The sequence below is a fragment of the Flavobacterium johnsoniae genome (genome assembly GCF_030388325.1).
Lineage (GTDB): Bacteria > Bacteroidota > Bacteroidia > Flavobacteriales > Flavobacteriaceae > Flavobacterium > Flavobacterium johnsoniae_C.
In genome coordinates this window covers 2,681,636-2,699,915 of the sequence record NZ_CP103794.1, presented here as the reverse complement: position 1 = coordinate 2,699,915, position 18,280 = coordinate 2,681,636, and the positions used below count along the sequence as shown (strand labels likewise).

The following is an 18,280-nucleotide window of genomic DNA, read 5'->3' as shown; positions in this document are numbered from 1 at the left end:
CACTTAGAGAATTATATTTTAAAAGTCAATTACGACACGTCAACAGTTGTACGATCTGCAATTTCTTTATAAGTTCCGCTAGTCAATTTCTCACGAATTGCTTCAAAAGCTGTTAAGGTTTCATCGATATCAGCTAATGTATGAGAAGCCGTAGGAATCATTCTCAATAAGATAATTCCTTTTGGAATAACTGGATAAACAACAATAGAAAGGAAAATACCGTAGTTTTCTCTTAAATCGTTTACCATTACCATTGCTTCAGGAATACTTCCTTCTAAGTAAACTGGTGTAATACAAGTATTTGTATCTCCGATATTAAATCCTTTTTCTTTAAGTCCACTTTGTAATGCATTTACATTTTCCCAAAGTTTATCTTTAATTTCAGAAGATTTACGTAATAATTCTAAACGTTTCAAAGAACCAATTGTTTGAATCATTGGTAATGCTTTTGCAAACATTTGAGAACGTAAATTATATTTTAAATAATCGATAACCGTTTTGTCAGCCGCTACGAAAGCACCAATATTAGCCATAGATTTAGCAAAAGTAGAGAAGTAAACATCAATCTGATCTTGAACTCCTTGCTCTTCGCCTGCTCCAGCACCAGTTTTTCCTAAAGTACCGAAACCGTGAGCATCATCTACTAATAAACGGAAATTGTATTTTTTCTTTAATTCAGCAATTTCTTTTAATTTTCCTTGCTGCCCACGCATTCCGAAAACACCTTCAGTAATAAATAAAATACCACCGCCAGTTTCTTCAGCCATTTTAGTAGCACGCTGCAAGTTTTTCTCCATACTTTCCAAATCATTGTGTTTGTATGTAAAACGTTTACCCATGTGCAAACGAACACCATCAATGATACAAGCATGTGAATCTACATCATAAACAATAATATCATTTTTAGTAACCAAAGCGTCAATAATAGAAACCATTCCTTGGTAACCAAAATTCAATAAATAAGCAGATTCTTTCATTACGAAATCAGCCAATTCATTTTCTAATTGTTCGTGGTACGTAGTGTGTCCAGACATCATACGAGCTCCCATCGGATAAGCCGCACCAAATTGAATTGCCGCATCTGTATCTGCCTGACGAACTTCTGGATGATTTGCTAAACCTAAATAATCATTTAAACTCCAGTTTAAAATATTTTTTCCGTGAAAAGTCATTCTAGGACCCAACTCTCCTTCTAACTTTGGGAAAACATAATAACCTTCTGCTTGAGAAGCCCATTTTCCTAAAGGTCCTTTATTGTCCTGAATTCTTTCGAATAAATCTTTTACCATAATATATTGTAGTAATTTTTTTTACTTAATCAGCGAGCAAAAATAATCATAATTAATTTAAAATAAAGAGCCTCAATTATTTTTATTTAAAAATTATCAAGAGAATTAAAAATGTAAGATTTAACTCAAAATATACTGTAAGTTTATTTTTCAAATTTGAATCAGAATTATTTCAAACATGATTTTTATCATAATAAAAGATAAAACAGTCTTTTATTTTTGATCTATAAATAAATGAAAACAAAACCAAGTAATTATGAAAAGGGATAACAAAATTTGGACAAAAATGAACATGCTGTTGTGTTCGTTTTTTATGCTTCTTTTATTAGGCAGTTGCAAAAAAGATGAAGCAAAAAATTATGCTGATATTATGACCGAAGGTGAAATGGAAGCCGAGCTTACTTCTCCTCCACACGTACCAAAACTAGTTGGAAGCAGAACAGCCATGAAATTGAAACTTAACATGGAAATTAAAGAACAAGAAGGCACAATGACCGATGGTGTAAAATATACTTATTGGACATTTGGAGGTTCTGTTCCGGGAAGTTTTATCAGAACTCGTGTTGGCGATGAAGTTGAATTTCACTTAAAAAATCATCCTGACAACAAACTTCCGCATAATATTGATTTACATGCTGTAACGGGTCCAGGCGGAGGAGCTACTTCTTCTCTTGTTGCTCCAGGACATGAAAAAGTATTCAGTTTTAAAGTTATTAATCCTGGATTGTATGTTTATCACTGCGCAACTGCTCCTGTCGGAATGCACATTGCAAATGGTATGTACGGATTGATTTTGGTTGAACCTGAAGGTGGACTTCCTCCTGTTGATAAAGAATACTACGTTATGCAAGGAGATTTTTACACTCAAGGTGAATATGGAGCAAAAGGTCTTCAACCATTTGACATGAATAAAGCTGTAAAAGAAACTCCTGACTATGTTGTTTTTAATGGAAAAGTTGGATCTCTTACAAACGGAAATGAATTAACAGCAAAAGTGGGCGAAACTGTTCGTTTGTTTGTTGGAAATGGCGGACCAAACTTGGTCTCTTCTTTCCATGTTATTGGTGAAATATTTGATAATGTGCATGTGGAAGGTGGAAGTACAATCAATAAAAATGTTCAGACAACTTTAATTCCTGCTGGTGGCGCTGCAATTGTAGATTTTAAAGTAGAAACTCCGGGAACTTTCATTTTAGTTGATCATTCTATTTTTAGAGCTTTTAATAAAGGTGCTTTGGGAATGCTAAAAGTGGAAGGAAAAGAAAATAAAAACATTTATTCTGGAACAATTCAAGAAGGCATTTATTTGCCTGAAGGCGGAACAATTCAGAAAATGCCTGGAACTGCTGCGGTCAAAACTGAAATTCCAAAACGAACTGTTGCAGAAAAAGTAAAAATTGGTAAAGAAATTTTTGGAACGACTTGTTTCGCGTGTCACCAATCTGAAGGGCAAGGAATTCCAAATACTTTTCCTCCTTTGGCAAAATCAGATTATTTAAATGCAGATTCTAAACGCGCTATTAAAACAATTTTACACGGTTTAACTGGAGAAGTTACTGTTAACGGAAAAAAATACAACAATATAATGCCAGCTCAAAACTTATCTGATGATGAAATCGCAAATGTGCTGACTTACATTTACAGCAGTTGGGGCAACAACAAAACAGAAGTTACACCAGAAATGGTAAAAGCATTAAGATAACAGCAAAACTATCTGAATGAAAAAATACATTTTCATACTAACTATCTTTTTCTCTTTGTTTACTAGTGTCATAAAGGCACAGGAAACAGGAATGGTTTTCATAAAAGAGGGATTTTTTGTCCCTCTTTATGGAGCCGTTTCTAAAAATCCTGTCGAAGTAAAATCGTTTTATATTGACATTTACCCTGTTACAAACCGTGAGTTTTTAGAATTTGTCAAAAAGAATCCTTCTTATCAAAAATCAAAAATTAAAGGAATTTTTGCTGATAAAAGTTATCTCTCTTACTGGACAAATGATTTTGATTTTGGAAATGCAAAACCAAATTCTCCTGTAACAAGTGTTTCTTGGTTTGCTGCCAAAAAATATTGCGAATGCGAAGGAAAACGTTTAGCTACAATGGATGAATGGGAATATGTGGCAATGGCAGACACCAAAAAAATTGACGCCAGAACCAAAAAAGAATTCAACGAATATATTTTGTCTTGGTATGAAAAATCGAGAACGTATGAAAATGAAATCGGAAAAACGTTCAAAAATTATTGGGGCGTTTACGACATTCACGGTTTAGTTTGGGAATGGACTTCTGATTTTAACAGCATTTTTTTATCGGGTGAATCTAGAAAAGATAAAAGCAATGACAAAAATCTCTTCTGCGGAAGCGGATCTGTAAATGCGTCCGATTTAATGGATTATGCTGCTTTTATGCGTTACGCTTTCCGCGGAAGCTTAAAAGCACAATATTCTACAAGAAATCTTGGTTTTAGATGCGCCAGTAAAACAAAACCGAAAATGTAATTTAAATTATGTTACAATGAAAAAAATAGTAATTGCTTTTCTTCTTCTATTCTCATTTTACAGTTGTAAAGAATCTGATAAAAAAGAAGTTAAAGCAGAATCAAAAAAAGAAATCAGTGATTTATCGATTTATAATCTTCCTTCGAAATGGACAAATCAAAACGGAAAAGATATAGAATTAAAAAGTCTAAGAGGTAATGTTTTAGTAATGGTTATGATTTATACGAGTTGTAAATCGGCTTGTCCCAGATTGGTTGCCGATATGCGCGATATTGAATCGAAATTGGATAAAAACATGAAACAACATGTGAAATTAATTTTAGTCAGTATCGATCCAAACACGGATACTCCTGAAAGATTAAAATCATTCGCTATTGAAAATAAAATGAATCAAGATCCGTGGATTTTCCTTCGCTCAACTGAAGAAAATACTCGCGAATTTGCAGCAATTTTGGCAGTTAATTATAAAAAAATCTCTCCAATAGATTTTTCGCATTCAAATATTATCAGCGTTTTTAATCCTGAAGGAGAATTGGTTTTTCAGCAGGAAGGTTTGGGTGTAAATAATGAAAAAACAATTGAAGCAATAAATTTAGAAGCAGGGAAATTATAGATATTTAAATAGGTTAATTAGTAAGAAACAAGAGTAGGATTCTAAATAGAAATCGACTCTTGTTTTTTATTTATATAAAAGCTAAGTTAAGCTTCGGAGAAGCAAAATATTTATAGAAAAATAAAAATCAACTACATAGAGAGCTCCAGCGGAGCGAAATATTTATCAGGTTACAAATATATAACCCCAATATGATTCTATAAATATGTCGCTCCGCTGGAGCTTTTTATCTTCGCCAAACGTTTCCTATAAATATTTCGCTTCTCCGAAGCTTTACAATATGTCATTCCTCTGCTATAAATATATCGTCCTGCTGGGACTTATTTGATATTACAATATAAATTTCGCCTAATTATCGAACTCATTATTAAAACCAACCCCAAAACCAAAAGAATACTAAAAATCAAAATACTTTGAAAATATCCTGGAATACTTCCTTCTCCAAAAAAGAAAAACCAGCCTTGCAAAAACAATAAAATTTCGGTCGAAACATATCCAAAAATGAAACACTTTACTCCTATTTTTAATTTTTTAGAATTAGAAGAAAGCATTTTATTCTGAAGCAAAATCCCAAACAGAAATCCGGTGATGATTCCCAAAGTAGTTAAATGAATAAATCCAATTACAAAATTTCGGATTTGATGTGAAACTTCTGCCAAATTTGGAAAAATTGTCAGCAATTGAATTCCGACTTTTAAAAACAAAGAACATAATGCCAAACCGTAAACTATCTTAGTTGTTTGATCTAAAGTATTTTTGAAATGCTTAATTTGAGTTTTTAGCATTTTATAGAAATAAATAAAAGCTGATAATTGAATCAAAACTCCTAAAATATTAATGTAGTTCAAAACATTATTTTCTACGAACCAGCGAACTGGAAAAGCAAGAGTTAATACTGTAGAAATAATCATCAAAAAATAAAACTTCTTAAACTTTACCTCATCAATTTTATTTTGAAATTGTTTCAAAAACAAAGATAAAATCGCCAATATAAACCATCCACTAAATTGAAAATGAAGAAAAAACTGAATGGCAATTTGATAAAATGCACTTTGTTTCCCTAATGTACTTACTGCCGGACCAAGACACCAAACGCCGAAAGTCGATAAAATCATAAACAGAATCGAAACCAATAAAAGTCTTTGCGACGGAGATTTATCTCTTGCACAATCTTTCCAAACTAAACGGCAAAAAACATAACTCAATAAAATATGCATTGTTGAAAAAATAATCGAAAACAAAGCATATCCTTGAATCGGAAAAGCAATCATCATTCCGATAACTGAAAATTGTGTTAGCCAAAATAAACGGTTATAAATTGGTTTCTGTCTTTTTTCTTTTGGAATAAAAAAATGAACAATTAAAACATAAACGATCATATAAACCCAACCTAACATGGCAACGTGCGAATGTGCATGAAGAAGAAAGCTGTAGTTCAAAAAATCTAAAGGAAAGAGATACATAAAACGCATTAATAATCCGAAAACGCAGGCAATCAGAAAATTAAAAAAACAACACAGTATCCAGCTTTTTTGAGAATTCATTATAGAAATATTTTTTAAACACATAGAATAATAAGTTTTATATTTTCTACACAATCTTGTCATTTCGAGGAACGAGAAATCTTCGCGAGAAGCTCTACAAAGATTGACTTTTAGCAACGGAGTTACTTGCGAAGATTTCTCGTTCCTCGAAATGACAAACGGTGTAGCAAAACCCAATCCATTAAAAATAACATTTCTTGAAAAACAAAACACCGATAATTATCATGTTTAGATATTTTATCGGTGCTTTTTCCACTATTAAAATTAACCTTTATTCTACTTCGACAAAGTCTTTTTCTAAAACAACCGCTTTTGGAAATAAGATATTATTTTCCAAATGAATGTGTTTGTGTAAATCTTCTTCAAATTCTTTAAGCATTGCAAAAGTTACTCTATAAGTTGTGCAAGCGTCTGCTGGAGGCGTGTAATTATTGGTCAATTCGGCAATTGCTCTAAAACGCTCGCCTTCATTATCGTGTTCGTGCATCATCATCGCGATTGGATTTGAAACGGTTCCGAAAGAAGGCTGAGATAAAATTCCGTCAGATTCTTTGGTTTTTACCATTCTTTTTACAAAAGGAAACAAAAACAATTCTTCTTTTTTCATATGTTGCGATAATTCACCCGCACAGCCAATAAACAATTCATTGATTTTAAATAATTCAGGATGATTTGCTCCGTGAACTTTGCACAATTTGTCTAAAAACGGAAGCAACACATTTGTTTTTTCTTCCACATAACGATGATGCGTTTTTTCAATATAATCTGCCAATAAATCTAAAGGCCATGAATTGAAATCAATACTTCCGCCATTTTCAGATTGTGAAACTTGCAGCACATTTTCTAATAAAGCATCGGCATCAATATTTTGTTTTTCGCAAACTTCAGTTACTGTTCGGTTTCCTTTACAGCAAAAATCTATTTTGTATTTTGAAAAAACTGCTGCGGTTCTAAAATCTTCAGCTACAAACGATCCTATTGTTTTGTTTTTTAAATTTTCCATGATAATCAATTTTAAATATGTTTTTATTTTTTGTTTTTTAATGTCAGTTCAAATACAAACCAAGCCATTGTTATAAACCCGATTCCGAAAATTGAATCTCCAATTGCACGAAGCCATTTCAGCGTAATCATTTCTGGTTGTTGCATTAATTCTGACGAACGAGCGTACCACATTCCGTGATTGATACTTTCAATTGCCTGCCAAACTCCAATTGGTAATAAGCTCAGAATTGCCATCAGAAATAAACCAATATTTAAAGACCAAAAAGTAATTTTAAGCAGTTTGTTATTCCAGCTTACATTTCTGTATAAACTTCTCAATACAAATAAAACTAAACCAATTCCGAGCATTCCATAAACTCCAAACAATGCGGTGTGCCCGTGTAAAGGCGTTGTATTTAAACCTTGTACATAATAAAGCGCGATTGGCGGATTAATAATGAACCCGAAGATTCCCGCACCAAGGAAATTCCAAAATGCTACAGAAATCATAAAATAAATTGGCCATTTGTAATCGGCAATCCATTGTGTTGATTTTGAGATTTTATAGTTTTGATATGCTTCAAATCCGATTAAAGTCAGCGGAACTACTTCTAAGGCACTAAATGTTGCTCCCAAAGCCATAATTGCGGTTGGAGTTCCTGAGAAATACAAGTGATGAAATGTTCCTAAAATTCCTCCAGACATGAAAATAATTGTAGCAAAAAGAACATTTAAAGTTGCTGTTTTTGTTTTTAATAATCCTAAACGAACAAACAGAAACGCAATTACAACGGTTGCAAATACTTCAAAGAATCCTTCAACCCAAAGGTGAACAACCCACCATCTCCAATATTCTGCAATAGCTAAATTGGTTTGTCTTCCCCACATTAATCCAGCTCCATAGAACATTGCAATTGCTGTACAAGAAACCAAGAACAAAATGATTAGGTTTTTCTCTTCTGTTTTTTTCTTTAAAACTGGAAGTAACGGGCGAATCATTAAAGCCAACCATAAAAACAGTCCAACTAAAAGGAAAATCTGCCAGAAGCGACCTAAATCAACATATTCATAACCTTGATGTCCGAACCAAAAGTTTTGAACTAAATTTAGCTTTTGCATTACTCCAAACCATTGTCCTGCCATAGAACCTAAAACAATAATCAATAAAGCGACAAATAAGAAGTTAATTCCAAAACACTGAAATTTAGGATCTTTGCCCGAAACCGCTGGCGCAATATATAATCCTGTGGCAAGCCAAGCCGTTGCAATCCAGAAAATAGCCAATTGTGTATGCCACGTTCTTGTCACAGCGTAAGGCAGAATTTGATCAATCGGAATTCCGTACAAACCATTTCCTTCTACACCATAATGCGCTGTTATGATTCCAAAAACCATTTGCAAAACCATCAGCAAACTGACAATCCAAAAGTATTTGACAACCAATCCCATTGATTTTGTTTTCCCCTGCTTGATAATTGGATCTTCTTTGGGAAGCGGAAATTCTTCTTCTTCACCCGATTTGGCATGATAAAAAACCAAAATTCCGACGCTTAAAATCAATAAAATTATACTTACTCCAGACCAAGCTAAAAGTTCGGTTGTGGCGGTATTTCCGACCAATTCATCTGACGGCCAGTTGTGTGTATACGAAATATCACCATCAGGACGATTGGTGACTGTTGCCCAAGTTGCCCAGAAGAAAAACGCATTCATTTTATGCATTTTCTCAACATCTTTAATTGAGTTTCTCGGAATCGCGTATTCTTCTCTCAATTTATCGAATTTTGGATCATTCGTAAAAAGACCTTTATAATATTCACTTAGATTTTCAATCGCCGCCAAACGGTTTTCAGAAATGGTAAGAATTCCAGTTTCTGAATCATAACGATTGGTTCTCAAATCTTTCTGTAATCGAATTTTTAAAGCAGATTGTTTTTCGGCATCCAATTCCTCATACTTTTTATTAAAATCTTTTTGAGCATAAATATTCAATATAAAAATGGCTTCTCTATGCAACCAATCTGCAGTCCAATCTGGAGCCACATAGGCACCGTGTCCCCAGATTGATCCCACTTCCTGGCCTCCTATACTTTGCCAGATATTTTGTCCGTCTTTAATTTCGCTTTCGCTGAAAACAACCTTTCCAGAATCGGTTACAATTTCTTTAGGAACTGGCGGTGCCTGTTGATAGATTTCGTAACCATAATAACCAAGCACGGCAAATGAAATACTCATTACCAATGCAAATACTATCCATAATTTTTTTTCTCTTTTCATTTCTTTGGGGGGAAATTTTATAAATAAAAGACAATTTTATCCTTTATTGGTTTTAAAAAAAACTCCAAACCTATTTTTAGCATTTGGAGTCTATATTATTTACTCAACAATTAATACACCTTTCATCATAGCCACGTGGCCTGGGAAAGAACAAATAAATGGATAAGATCCTTTTTTATCAATTGTAAATTCGACTGTATCCTCTTCTCCACCGCCTAATAATTTAGTGTGAGCGATAATTGAAGCTTTTTCAGATTCTGGAATATAATCGGTTGCTTTGGCATCATTCGCTTTCAAAGCAAAAGCAGACTGGTCTGTTCCTTCTTGCAAAATCACTAAATTATGTCCCATCGCTTCTTTCGGAATTTTACCAACATGTTTCAAAGTCAATTTGATTGGTTTTCCTGCAACAGCTCTTAATTCGCTTGTGTTGAACTGCATTTGATCGTTTCCTTCAATAACTAATACATTTTCTTCAGTTGATGTTACTGGCGCTGCTTCTCCTTCTGTAGACGGGTCGGTCGTTTCTGTTTGATCTGCAGGAGCTGTTTCTTTTTTACCACAAGAAGTAACTGCTAAAAATCCCATCAGGATTAGTACTGAAATTTTGGTTTTTGTATTCATTTTTAAAATAATTTATAAAATATTAATCGTTTGTATTTAATGTTTTTAAAAAGAAATCGCCTGATTTTACATCTGAAGCAAGCTGTTCTAAAGTTGTTTTAGTAAGCATTTCTAAAAGCAAACCTCTAATTTTTTTAAATTCGTGATGTACAGGACAAGGATGCTGTTCAGAGCATTCTTTTAATCCGATTCCGCATCCGCTATAAATTTTATTTCCATCTATCGCGTCTACAATCTGAATCAGTTTTATTGATTTTACCGCTTCGTTCGAAACTTCAAAACCACCGCCAACTCCTTTTGCAGAATGTATGATTCCGTTTTTAGTCAGAATCTGCATAATCTTGGCCGTAAATGGTTCTGGTGAATCTATTTCTTTGGCAACATCTTTTATTCCAACTCTAATCCCTTTAGAAGATTTTGTTGCAATAAATATTGAAGCTCTAATTCCGTACTCACACGCTTTTGAAAACATACATCCTTTATTAATTCTCAACAAAGATATGGAGCTTTTATATAAAAGACAAATTTATCTTTAATTAATTTAAAAAGTTTGAATTCTTATTTATAATGAAAATAATTAGTGCTTGCAAAATCACTTATTCATCATTCAATTCTTATAAAAACCAATTTTAATTTTAACTTTGAGAGTATTTAATTTTTAATATTAAAATAATGCCTTTAAGCAATTCAAAAGATTTAAAACTGGCAGTTCTCATTGATGCAGACAATGTGCCCTACAGCAATGTAAAAGGCATGATGGAAGAAATTGCAAAACTCGGAACGCCAACTACGAAAAGGATTTATGCCGACTGGACAAAACCAAATGCAAATGGCTGGAAAGGTGTTTTATTAGAACATGCCATCACTCCTATTCAACAATATAGTTATACGGTTGGAAAAAATTCCTCAGATTCAGCACTTATTATTGATGCAATGGATTTATTGTATTCTGGAAAATTGGACGGATTCTGTATTGTTTCCAGCGATAGTGATTTTACGCGTCTTGCAATAAGACTTCGCGAATCTGGAATGAAAGTAATCGGAATTGGAGAAAAGAAAACGCCTAATTCGTTTATTGTAGCCTGCGACAGATTTATTTATATTGAAGTTTTGGATGGAGCAACTCAAAAGAAAAAACCAAAAGCAGCTGCCGCTGATACCAAAAAACCAGTAGAAAAACCTGCTGAAAAAGCGCTTCATAAAGTTGACAAACAAACTATCGAATTGATCGAAGCTACAATTGAAGATATTGAAGATGATGATGGCTGGGCATTTCTTGGAGATGTCGGCAATTTGATTGTAAAGAAAAAACCTGAATTTGACCCTCGAAATTATGGTTATTCTAAACTTACTCCAATGCTGAAATCGTTAACTGATATTTTAGAGATTGATGAAAGAGAGTCAGACAAAAAAGGAATCAAACACGTTTATGTACGTTTAAGATTCAACTAATTATCGCATTTATTACCTATTTAATTTTTTAAAAACATGAGAAAAAAATTCTTTATTTACGGATTCTTATTGTTTCTAATTGTTCTTGCAATTTATTATTACACTGGGCGAGGTTATTTACTCGTTTTTGCCATTCCTATTTTGTTGATTGTTGGAGCTTACAATGCTTCACAAAAGAAACACGCTATTTTAAGAAACTTTCCTGTTTTGGGCTATTTCAGATATTTATTTGAAATGATTGCGCCTGAAATTCAACAATATTTTATTGAAAGATCTACAGACGGAAAACCTTTTTCTAGAAATCAGCGTTCTTTAGTTTATCAAAGAGCAAAAAATATTGATTCGAGCACGCCTTTCGGAACACAATTGAATTTAAATACAGAAAACTACGAAGGAATTAAACATTCTATTTTTCCAGCAAAAGTGAATGAAGAATTACCTCGAGTTTTAGTTGGAGGAAAAGATTGCAAACAGCCTTATTCTGCTTCTTTATTTAATGTTTCTGCGATGAGTTTTGGTTCTTTGAGCGAAAACGCAGTTCGTGCGATTAATATTGGTGCTAAAAAAGGAAACTTTTACCAAAATACAGGTGAAGGTGGTTTAACCGAATTTCACCTTGCTGGCGGCGGAGATATTACGTGGCAAATTGGAACTGGATATTTTGGATGCCGCGATGCAGACGGAAATTTCAGCCCAGAAAATTTTGCTCAAAAAGCCAATCTTCCAAATGTAAAAATGATTGAAATTAAACTTTCTCAAGGTGCAAAACCAGGTCATGGCGGTGTGCTTCCAGCTGCAAAAAACACTGAACAGATTGCTAAAATTAGAGGCGTTCAACCACATACAATGATTCTTTCTCCTCCTGGTCATCATGCTTTTTCTGATGCAAAAGGATTAATTCATTTTATAAAACAATTGCGAGATTTATCGAACGGAAAACCAATCGGATTTAAATTGTGTATCGGAAACACAGCCGAATTTGAAGCCATTTGCCAAGAAATGATTACTGAAGATATCTATCCAGATTTTATTACCATTGATGGAGCGGAAGGCGGAACTGGAGCTGCGCCACTAGAATTTGCTGACGGTGTCGGAATGCCATTTGAACCTGCATTAATTTTCGTAAACAAAACTTTGGTTCGTTTAGGTATTCGTGACAAAATGCGAATTATAGGAAGCGGAAAAATTATTTCTGGTTATTCTATTTTGCATGCCATTGCGTTAGGCGCCGATATGTGTAACAGCGCGCGAGGATTTATGTTTTCTTTAGGCTGTATTCAAGCATTGCGTTGTCATAATAACGAATGCCCAACTGGAGTTGCGACTCAAAATAAAATGCTGATGAAAGGTTTGGTTGTTACAGACAAATCAGATCGTGTGTATCATTTTCACAAAAATACGCTTCACTCTGCAAATGAACTTTTAGCGGCTGCTGGAAAAAGCAGTTTTGCAGATGTTGATATTAACATTTTTATGCGCGGTGATGAATTTTCCGATTTATCTGAACAGTATTTCCCTGACAATCTTAAAAACGTTACGCAATTTTCATAAACAAAAAAGCCTCTTTACAACTAAAGAGGCTTTTTCTTTTTAAATCTATTTCTAATTACAATTTTGCTGTTTCTTTATTTTGCTGTGTAGCTCCTTCCAATTCTGCTAATTCTTCTGAACCAACTAATTGTTGTGCTAAAATAGCATTGTTGTAGGCTAAAAAATAAACATCAAACTTTACTCCTTCAGAAATTAATGAAGTTGAAATTTGATCGTTTTTAATCATTTCTTTCAATAAATCTGGAAACGACTCTTTGTAGGCTAATTTGTTTGCATCGTTTTCTTCTAAATTCGTTTCAATTCTAATTTCAATTTTATTGTCATTTAGAAAAGCTTTTGCTGTTGTACTCGTAATTCCATTTCCTTTTATAGAAGAAGAATTATTGTAATTACTTACATGTTCTTGAATTTTCTGCTTAGTATTTTTACAGCTGATTAGAAAAAGTGCAAACGCGAAAGCAAATGCGATTTGGGTAATTTTTTTCATAAATTATTGGTTTTATAGTTATTTTTTAACTCAAACATAAATAATTTATAACGTAAAAACAACATTAAATCATAAAAAACTACTTTATAATTCTTTGAATACAAATTGATTATATCTAAAAAACAAACAATTTTGTAAGAATACAAAAGTTATTCTTCGACTTAACTTTAATGTATAAACACAAAAAAGTCTCTTTAAATTAAAATATAAAGAGACTTTAATATGTAAGAATTAAACTGATTAATTTTTCTTTTAATAATCTGATTTTATTTCAAAAAATCTTTAAGAGATTCTCCCGTTAGCACTTCTTTGTCTAAAACCGTATTATCATCAGCAAGAAAATAAACATCAAACTGAACTCCTTCTTCAATTAATTGTCTCGGAATTTGATCTTTATCAATCATTAATTTAATCTGTTTTGGAAAAGAAATAGCCGCCGCAGATTTATTAGTTTCATTTTGTTCTAAATCGGTTTCAAAACGCAATTCGATTTTATCATCATTAATATAACCTCTTGCAGTTGTTAATGTTACATTATCAGCTCTAAAACTTGGCGCGATTGTTTTATTATAAGTAACCACATATTCCTGAAGCTTTTGTTTGGTATTTTTGCAGCTTACAAGCAAAAGTACAAGTGTAATTGCAATAGCAATTTGAGATATTTTCTTCATCATAATTTTCTATTTTAATTTTTGAAGTCTTAATAATGCCTCAAGATAGTAATAATCTGCGTAATTTATAGAACAATCTATTTCACTTCCAGCTGGTTTATGTCCTGTTGAATGTAATAAAAATGCCGAATTCACGTCGTGACTCTGATAATTGTCTGAAAGCGAAACAATCATTTTTTTGGCTTTTGTCAAATATTCTGTTTTTAAATTCTTGTCTTTTGTATAAGAACTTAATTCTAAAAGTGCAGAAGAAACAATTGCTGCCGCTGAAGCATCTCTTGGTTCGTTTGGAATATTTGGCGCACTAAAATCCCAATATGGAACTAAATCTTCAGTTGTCAATTTATCCAAATAAACTCTCGCCAATTTATGTGCAAAATCTAAAAACTTAACATCTTTAGTTTCTCTGTGTGTCATTGTAAAACCGTAAATAGCCCAAGCCTGCCCACGCGCCCACATACTATCATCGCTGTAACCTTGAGCAGTTCTTCCTTTTATTTTTTTACCTGTTTCAAAATCATAAATTATAACGTGATAAGAAGTATTATCTGGTCTAAAATGATTTGCCATTGTAGTTTCGGCGTGTTTTACTGCGATATCATACAACTTTTTATTTCCTCCATTTTTTGAAGCCCAAAACAAAAGCTCCAAATTCATCATGTTGTCGATAATCGTATTATGACCGCCCATTTTATTATGAGGCCAAGATTGAATTGTTCCCACTTTCGGATTAAAAAGTGTTGCCAAAGTATCGGCAGTTTTTAGAATAATTTCCTTGTATTCTGGATTTTTTGTCAATCGATATCCGTTTCCAAAACTATTGAAAACCTGAAAACCTAAATCGTGATCTCCAGCTTTACTAACTGACAAAGGCGTTAAAAAACGAGTGAATTTATTTGCTTCTTTTTCCCATTTTTTATCTTTTGTTGCTTCGTATAAAAACCATAATTCTCCAGGCCAGAATCCGCTTGTCCAATCTTTATAACCAACAAATTTCCATTCACTGCTTCCATTTGGGACAGTTCGCGGAGAAGTTCCGTCGTTTGGAATTACTTTTAAAGTTTTTGAAGCTTGTTCGGCACAATAATCCAATTGCTTTTTAATATTGAACGAATTGTTTTTTTGAGAATAGCCTTGGTTAACTAGAAGAAACAAAGTGGCAATTAGGGTGAAAAATTTTGTATTCATGTGGTTATTTTTATAGATAGTTAATTGAACTGATAAATTTATGAAATAAAGTAAATGTATTTTGGTTTTGAATTTTTGGTTACCTTAAAATGTACAATTCGGGTACTTGTTTAAAGATTTCTTTTTCTCTTTGTCAAAGTTTTAAACTTTGACAAAGATTCTTTAAACACTAAAATTTAAAATCAATTACATTGTCATGACAAAAAACAAAATTTTCTAAATCATCAAAATATTCAATTACCTCTCTTCTTTTTAAATTAGTTTTTAACGAAGACAAAACTGCTATGTAAGAAGAAAATTTATAAGATTTAAAATCTTTTTTAATATCCATGGGATTCTGATGAACATAAATAATCAAGTTTCTCAAATATTGTTCAGAATCTATTTTCTTTCTTTTAAAAGGAGATTCAAATAATGGTCCATGTCTGTCAAAAACTTTATTATAGGCTTGAGTATAAGAACTAATAAATTTACTTAATTGTTTACTTGCGAGACTTTCTATCGAATGCAATCCTTTATTCTTTGAATTTTTATTCTTTTCTTCGAAGAGTTCTGTCAATTCTTTTTGTGATTTAATTTTAATTACAAAATGAAAGTGATTCGGCATTAAACAATACGCATAAAGATCACAGACTTGACTTAAATATTTAAGAAATTGAGACATGAAAAATTTATAATTATCATTTTCCTGAAAAACTTTATCTCCATTCACTCCGCGATTATAAATATGATAAAAACAGTCTGGTTCTAAATTTTGATTTCTGATATCCACTTACTATTCTTTAAAATTTGAAAATTCAAAAATATTAAAAAATAAGTTTTTTCTTATGTTTTATTTAAAAAGAATCTTTGTCAAAGTTTTGAACTTTGACAAAGAGGAATCACCAATATTTACAATAAATTTGCTTTAAACTAAGCCATAACAAATTTTGAAAAAAACAAGAATCTATTATACTTTAATTTTTCTATCTATCATTTTTCTAGGAATTCTTTCCAGAAAATTTTCATTTATTCCGTTATGGATTGGTGATTTTCTTTACGCAGTAATGATTTATTTTTTAGTTCGAATATTTCTTCCCTTCAAAAAAGCAATTTCAATATTTTTGCTTTCTCTTCTAATTTGCTACACAATTGAATTTCTCCAATTATATGAAGAGGAATGGATGATTGAACTTCGAAAAACACTTTTTGGAAGGTATGTTTTAGGACAAGGATTTTTATGGTCGGATATTCTAGCTTACACTTTTGGAGTTTTTTCTGCTTTCATTCTAGAAAAAATCACTTTAAAAATTTTCAATCGAAAGTCTGCGTAATTTTATCAATATTTAAACTGTTTGCCATTGCCATAAAAATTTGATAATAAGCACCTTTATTATCAAATAATTCGTCGTGTGTTCCTTTTTCGACACATTTGCCTTTCTCTAAAACAACAATATTCGATGCGTCTATAATTTGAGAAATACTGTGCGAAATTATAATCACAGTTCTGTCTTTTTTAATGGCATCTAACGACTTTTTAATTTGCTCTGTCGCAATCGCGTCTAAACTTGCCGTTGGTTCATCTAAAAAGATAATTGGCGGATTTTTCAGAAAAAGTCTTGCAATTGCAATTCGCTGTTGTTGTCCGCCAGAAAGCAAATGGGCATCAGAATCGTAACCTTTTGGGAGTTGAATAACTTGTTCGTGAATATAAGCTTGTTTTGCCGCTTCTATAACTTCTGAATGCGAAGCTTCTGGATTTCCATACAAAATATTTTCAGCAATTGTTCCTTTAAAAATATGATTCTTTTGTAAAACCAATCCGATGTTTTTACGAAGGAAATCGGTGTTATAATCCATTAAATCAACTCCATCTAAACAAATTTTCCCTGAAGATGGAAGATAAAATTTATCCAGAAGATTAATAATGGTACTTTTTCCGGCACCACTCAATCCAACTAAAGCTGTTGTTTCGTTTGGTTTTACTGTAAAATTAATATCAGAAAGTGCTTTTGTGCCATTTGGATATACAAAATCTACATTTTTAACTTCGATCAATCCAACGATTTTCTCTGGAATATAATTGCCGCTGGTTTCAATTTCATTATCAGATTCCAAAATATCAAAAAATCCTTCAGAATAAATCAAAGCATCATTTATCTCATCATAAATTCGATGCAATTGTCGAATTGGTGCCGAAACGTTATTAAACAACATAATATGAAACATAATGGCTCCAATTGTCATTTGATTATTCAATACAAAATACGCCGTCAAAATAATGATAATAACCACTCCTATTTGTTCGACAAAACTTTTAATGCTTTCAAAAATAAAACTGGTTTTTCTGGTTGCCAATTGATTTTCAGTCATTTCAAACTGAATCTTCTGATGACGATCTGCTTCTGAAGGTTCACGAACAAAAGATTTAATAACAGTTATTGATTCTATTAAACTTATGATTCCGTTATTTTTTGTTTCGCGATAATTTCGCATTCTTCTTCTAAATCCGCTCAATTTAGTGGCTTGCAACTGACTGATGTAAAAGTAAATCGGAATAATACACAAACTGACTAAACCTACATATACATTTGCATAAAACATGATTACTAGCGCTACAAAAGCATTTGCAAATAAGGGAAATATATCAATAAAGAAGTTCTGAACCAATCGTGTTAAACTACTAATTCCGGCATCAATTCTAGTTTGGAGCTTTCCGCTTTCATTTTCATCAGAAGTATAAAACTCCATTCTATAGCTAAGAATTTTTTCTACAATGGTTTGAGAAATATCGCGAGTTATAAAAATACGCAGTTTTTCGCCATAAAATTTTTGTCCAAATTGCACAACAGAATTAACCAGTTCTTTAGTCAGCAAAACAATACTAATTATACCGAGCAAATGAAATCCTTTAGAAAGCGGTTCGTGTGCTACCATTAGATTGTTAATTGTATCTACAGTATATTTTAAGATTAAAGCGTTGACTTGTGCCGCAAATGAACCAATAAATGTTAGCAGCAAAGTAGCAATTACCATTTTTCTGTAAGGCTTTACAAATGGCATTATTTTTTTATAAAGTACGGATAATTGCATTTAATTTTATTTTTGACGCTCTATCAAATA

General features: G+C 32.3%; 17 protein-coding genes. 6 read left to right on the top strand and 11 right to left on the bottom strand.

What is annotated here, in order from left to right:
* Positions 1-29: 29 nt before the first annotated feature.
* Complete coding sequence (locus tag NYQ10_RS11695; RefSeq protein WP_289876506.1) at positions 30-1,289, bottom strand: aminotransferase class I/II-fold pyridoxal phosphate-dependent enzyme; 1,260 nt, start codon at positions 1,287-1,289, stop codon at positions 30-32.
* A gap of 313 nt (positions 1,290-1,602) precedes the next feature.
* Here NYQ10_RS11695 and nirK point away from each other — a divergent pair, with 313 nt between their 5' ends.
* From nirK to NYQ10_RS11680, 3 genes are read left to right on the top strand one after another with little or no spacing between them, the layout of a single operon-like run.
* A complete protein-coding gene (gene nirK, locus NYQ10_RS11690; protein WP_436836307.1) occupies positions 1,603-2,991 on the top strand; it encodes a copper-containing nitrite reductase in 1,389 nt (462 codons plus the stop codon).
* 16 nt (positions 2,992-3,007) lie between these two features.
* Entirely contained in the window at positions 3,008-3,787 is a 780-nt protein-coding gene (locus NYQ10_RS11685) for a formylglycine-generating enzyme family protein (RefSeq protein WP_289876504.1), read from the top strand.
* 16 nt (positions 3,788-3,803) lie between these two features.
* The gene (locus NYQ10_RS11680; RefSeq protein ID WP_289876503.1) at positions 3,804-4,400 is read left to right on the top strand and encodes an SCO family protein; all 597 of its coding nucleotides are present in this window, start codon (positions 3,804-3,806) and stop codon (positions 4,398-4,400) included.
* A 320-nt stretch (positions 4,401-4,720) separates the two neighbouring features.
* On the opposite strand, the gene NYQ10_RS11675 is transcribed toward NYQ10_RS11680, so the two are convergent.
* From NYQ10_RS11675 to NYQ10_RS11655, 5 genes are all read right to left on the bottom strand, one after another.
* Positions 4,721-5,944 carry a hypothetical protein gene (locus NYQ10_RS11675; RefSeq protein WP_289876502.1) on the bottom strand — a complete coding sequence of 408 codons (1,224 nt, stop codon included), beginning with the start codon at positions 5,942-5,944 and terminating at the stop codon, positions 4,721-4,723.
* A 271-nt stretch (positions 5,945-6,215) separates the two neighbouring features.
* A complete protein-coding gene (gene ric, locus NYQ10_RS11670; RefSeq protein ID WP_289876501.1) occupies positions 6,216-6,947 on the bottom strand; it encodes an iron-sulfur cluster repair di-iron protein in 732 nt (243 codons plus the stop codon).
* A 23-nt stretch (positions 6,948-6,970) separates the two neighbouring features.
* Positions 6,971-9,205 carry a nitric-oxide reductase large subunit gene (locus NYQ10_RS11665; RefSeq protein ID WP_289876500.1) on the bottom strand — a complete coding sequence of 745 codons (2,235 nt, stop codon included), beginning with the start codon at positions 9,203-9,205 and terminating at the stop codon, positions 6,971-6,973.
* A 99-nt stretch (positions 9,206-9,304) separates the two neighbouring features.
* Positions 9,305-9,829, bottom strand: a complete 525-nt coding sequence (gene azu / locus NYQ10_RS11660; RefSeq protein ID WP_289876499.1) for an azurin — start codon at positions 9,827-9,829, stop codon at positions 9,305-9,307.
* Positions 9,830-9,851: 22 nt separating this feature from the next.
* Positions 9,852-10,301, bottom strand: coding sequence for an RrF2 family transcriptional regulator (locus tag NYQ10_RS11655; protein ID WP_289876498.1), 450 nt, complete (start codon positions 10,299-10,301; stop codon positions 9,852-9,854).
* Between the two features lie 200 nt (positions 10,302-10,501).
* Here NYQ10_RS11655 and NYQ10_RS11650 point away from each other — a divergent pair, with 200 nt between their 5' ends.
* Both NYQ10_RS11650 and NYQ10_RS11645 read left to right on the top strand, forming a co-directional pair.
* Positions 10,502-11,281 (top strand): NYN domain-containing protein, encoded by a 780-nt coding sequence (locus NYQ10_RS11650; RefSeq protein ID WP_276174405.1) that lies wholly within the window; start codon positions 10,502-10,504, stop codon positions 11,279-11,281.
* Positions 11,282-11,317: 36 nt separating this feature from the next.
* Positions 11,318-12,832, top strand: coding sequence for an FMN-binding glutamate synthase family protein (locus tag NYQ10_RS11645; RefSeq protein WP_289876497.1), 1,515 nt, complete (start codon positions 11,318-11,320; stop codon positions 12,830-12,832).
* Between the two features lie 55 nt (positions 12,833-12,887).
* Here NYQ10_RS11645 and NYQ10_RS11640 read toward each other — a convergent pair whose 3' ends face one another.
* The 4 genes from NYQ10_RS11640 to NYQ10_RS11625 form a co-directional block, all read right to left on the bottom strand.
* Positions 12,888-13,319, bottom strand: a complete 432-nt coding sequence (locus NYQ10_RS11640; RefSeq protein ID WP_289876496.1) for a hypothetical protein — start codon at positions 13,317-13,319, stop codon at positions 12,888-12,890.
* A gap of 266 nt (positions 13,320-13,585) precedes the next feature.
* On the bottom strand, positions 13,586-13,993 hold the full coding sequence (locus NYQ10_RS11635) for a hypothetical protein (protein ID WP_289876495.1): 408 nt from the start codon (positions 13,991-13,993) through the stop codon (positions 13,586-13,588).
* Between the two features lie 6 nt (positions 13,994-13,999).
* Positions 14,000-15,178 (bottom strand): glycoside hydrolase family 88 protein, encoded by a 1,179-nt coding sequence (locus NYQ10_RS11630; RefSeq protein WP_289876494.1) that lies wholly within the window; start codon positions 15,176-15,178, stop codon positions 14,000-14,002.
* A gap of 169 nt (positions 15,179-15,347) precedes the next feature.
* The gene (locus tag NYQ10_RS11625) at positions 15,348-15,950 is read right to left on the bottom strand and encodes a transposase (RefSeq protein ID WP_289876493.1); all 603 of its coding nucleotides are present in this window, start codon (positions 15,948-15,950) and stop codon (positions 15,348-15,350) included.
* A gap of 157 nt (positions 15,951-16,107) precedes the next feature.
* Here NYQ10_RS11625 and NYQ10_RS11620 point away from each other — a divergent pair, with 157 nt between their 5' ends.
* Entirely contained in the window at positions 16,108-16,491 is a 384-nt protein-coding gene (locus NYQ10_RS11620; RefSeq protein WP_289876492.1) for a DUF2809 domain-containing protein, read from the top strand.
* On the opposite strand, the gene NYQ10_RS11615 is transcribed toward NYQ10_RS11620, so the two are convergent.
* Positions 16,472-18,250, bottom strand: a complete 1,779-nt coding sequence (locus NYQ10_RS11615; RefSeq protein ID WP_289876491.1) for an ABC transporter ATP-binding protein — start codon at positions 18,248-18,250, stop codon at positions 16,472-16,474. The genes NYQ10_RS11620 and NYQ10_RS11615 overlap by 20 nt on opposite strands.
* Positions 18,251-18,280: the final 30 nt, after the last annotated feature.

Bases quoted from the DNA above. Each gene is read 5' to 3' on its own strand.
- NYQ10_RS11695 (WP_289876506.1), bottom strand. From the start codon at position 1,289: ATGGTAAAAGATTTATTCGAAAGAATTCAGGACAATAAAGGACCTTTA.
- nirK (WP_436836307.1), top strand. From the start codon at position 1,603: ATGCTTCTTTTATTAGGCAGTTGCAAAAAAGATGAAGCAAAAAATTAT.
- NYQ10_RS11685 (WP_289876504.1), top strand. From the start codon at position 3,008: ATGAAAAAATACATTTTCATACTAACTATCTTTTTCTCTTTGTTTACT.
- NYQ10_RS11680 (WP_289876503.1), top strand. From the start codon at position 3,804: ATGAAAAAAATAGTAATTGCTTTTCTTCTTCTATTCTCATTTTACAGT.
- NYQ10_RS11675 (WP_289876502.1), bottom strand. From the start codon at position 5,944: ATGAATTCTCAAAAAAGCTGGATACTGTGTTGTTTTTTTAATTTTCTG.
- ric (WP_289876501.1), bottom strand. From the start codon at position 6,947: ATGGAAAATTTAAAAAACAAAACAATAGGATCGTTTGTAGCTGAAGAT.
- NYQ10_RS11665 (WP_289876500.1), bottom strand. From the start codon at position 9,205: ATGAAAAGAGAAAAAAAATTATGGATAGTATTTGCATTGGTAATGAGT.
- azu (WP_289876499.1), bottom strand. From the start codon at position 9,829: ATGAATACAAAAACCAAAATTTCAGTACTAATCCTGATGGGATTTTTA.
- NYQ10_RS11655 (WP_289876498.1), bottom strand. From the start codon at position 10,301: ATGTTTTCAAAAGCGTGTGAGTACGGAATTAGAGCTTCAATATTTATT.
- NYQ10_RS11650 (WP_276174405.1), top strand. From the start codon at position 10,502: ATGCCTTTAAGCAATTCAAAAGATTTAAAACTGGCAGTTCTCATTGAT.
- NYQ10_RS11645 (WP_289876497.1), top strand. From the start codon at position 11,318: ATGAGAAAAAAATTCTTTATTTACGGATTCTTATTGTTTCTAATTGTT.
- NYQ10_RS11640 (WP_289876496.1), bottom strand. From the start codon at position 13,319: ATGAAAAAAATTACCCAAATCGCATTTGCTTTCGCGTTTGCACTTTTT.
- NYQ10_RS11635 (WP_289876495.1), bottom strand. From the start codon at position 13,993: ATGATGAAGAAAATATCTCAAATTGCTATTGCAATTACACTTGTACTT.
- NYQ10_RS11630 (WP_289876494.1), bottom strand. From the start codon at position 15,178: ATGAATACAAAATTTTTCACCCTAATTGCCACTTTGTTTCTTCTAGTT.
- NYQ10_RS11615 (WP_289876491.1), bottom strand. From the start codon at position 18,250: ATGCAATTATCCGTACTTTATAAAAAAATAATGCCATTTGTAAAGCCT.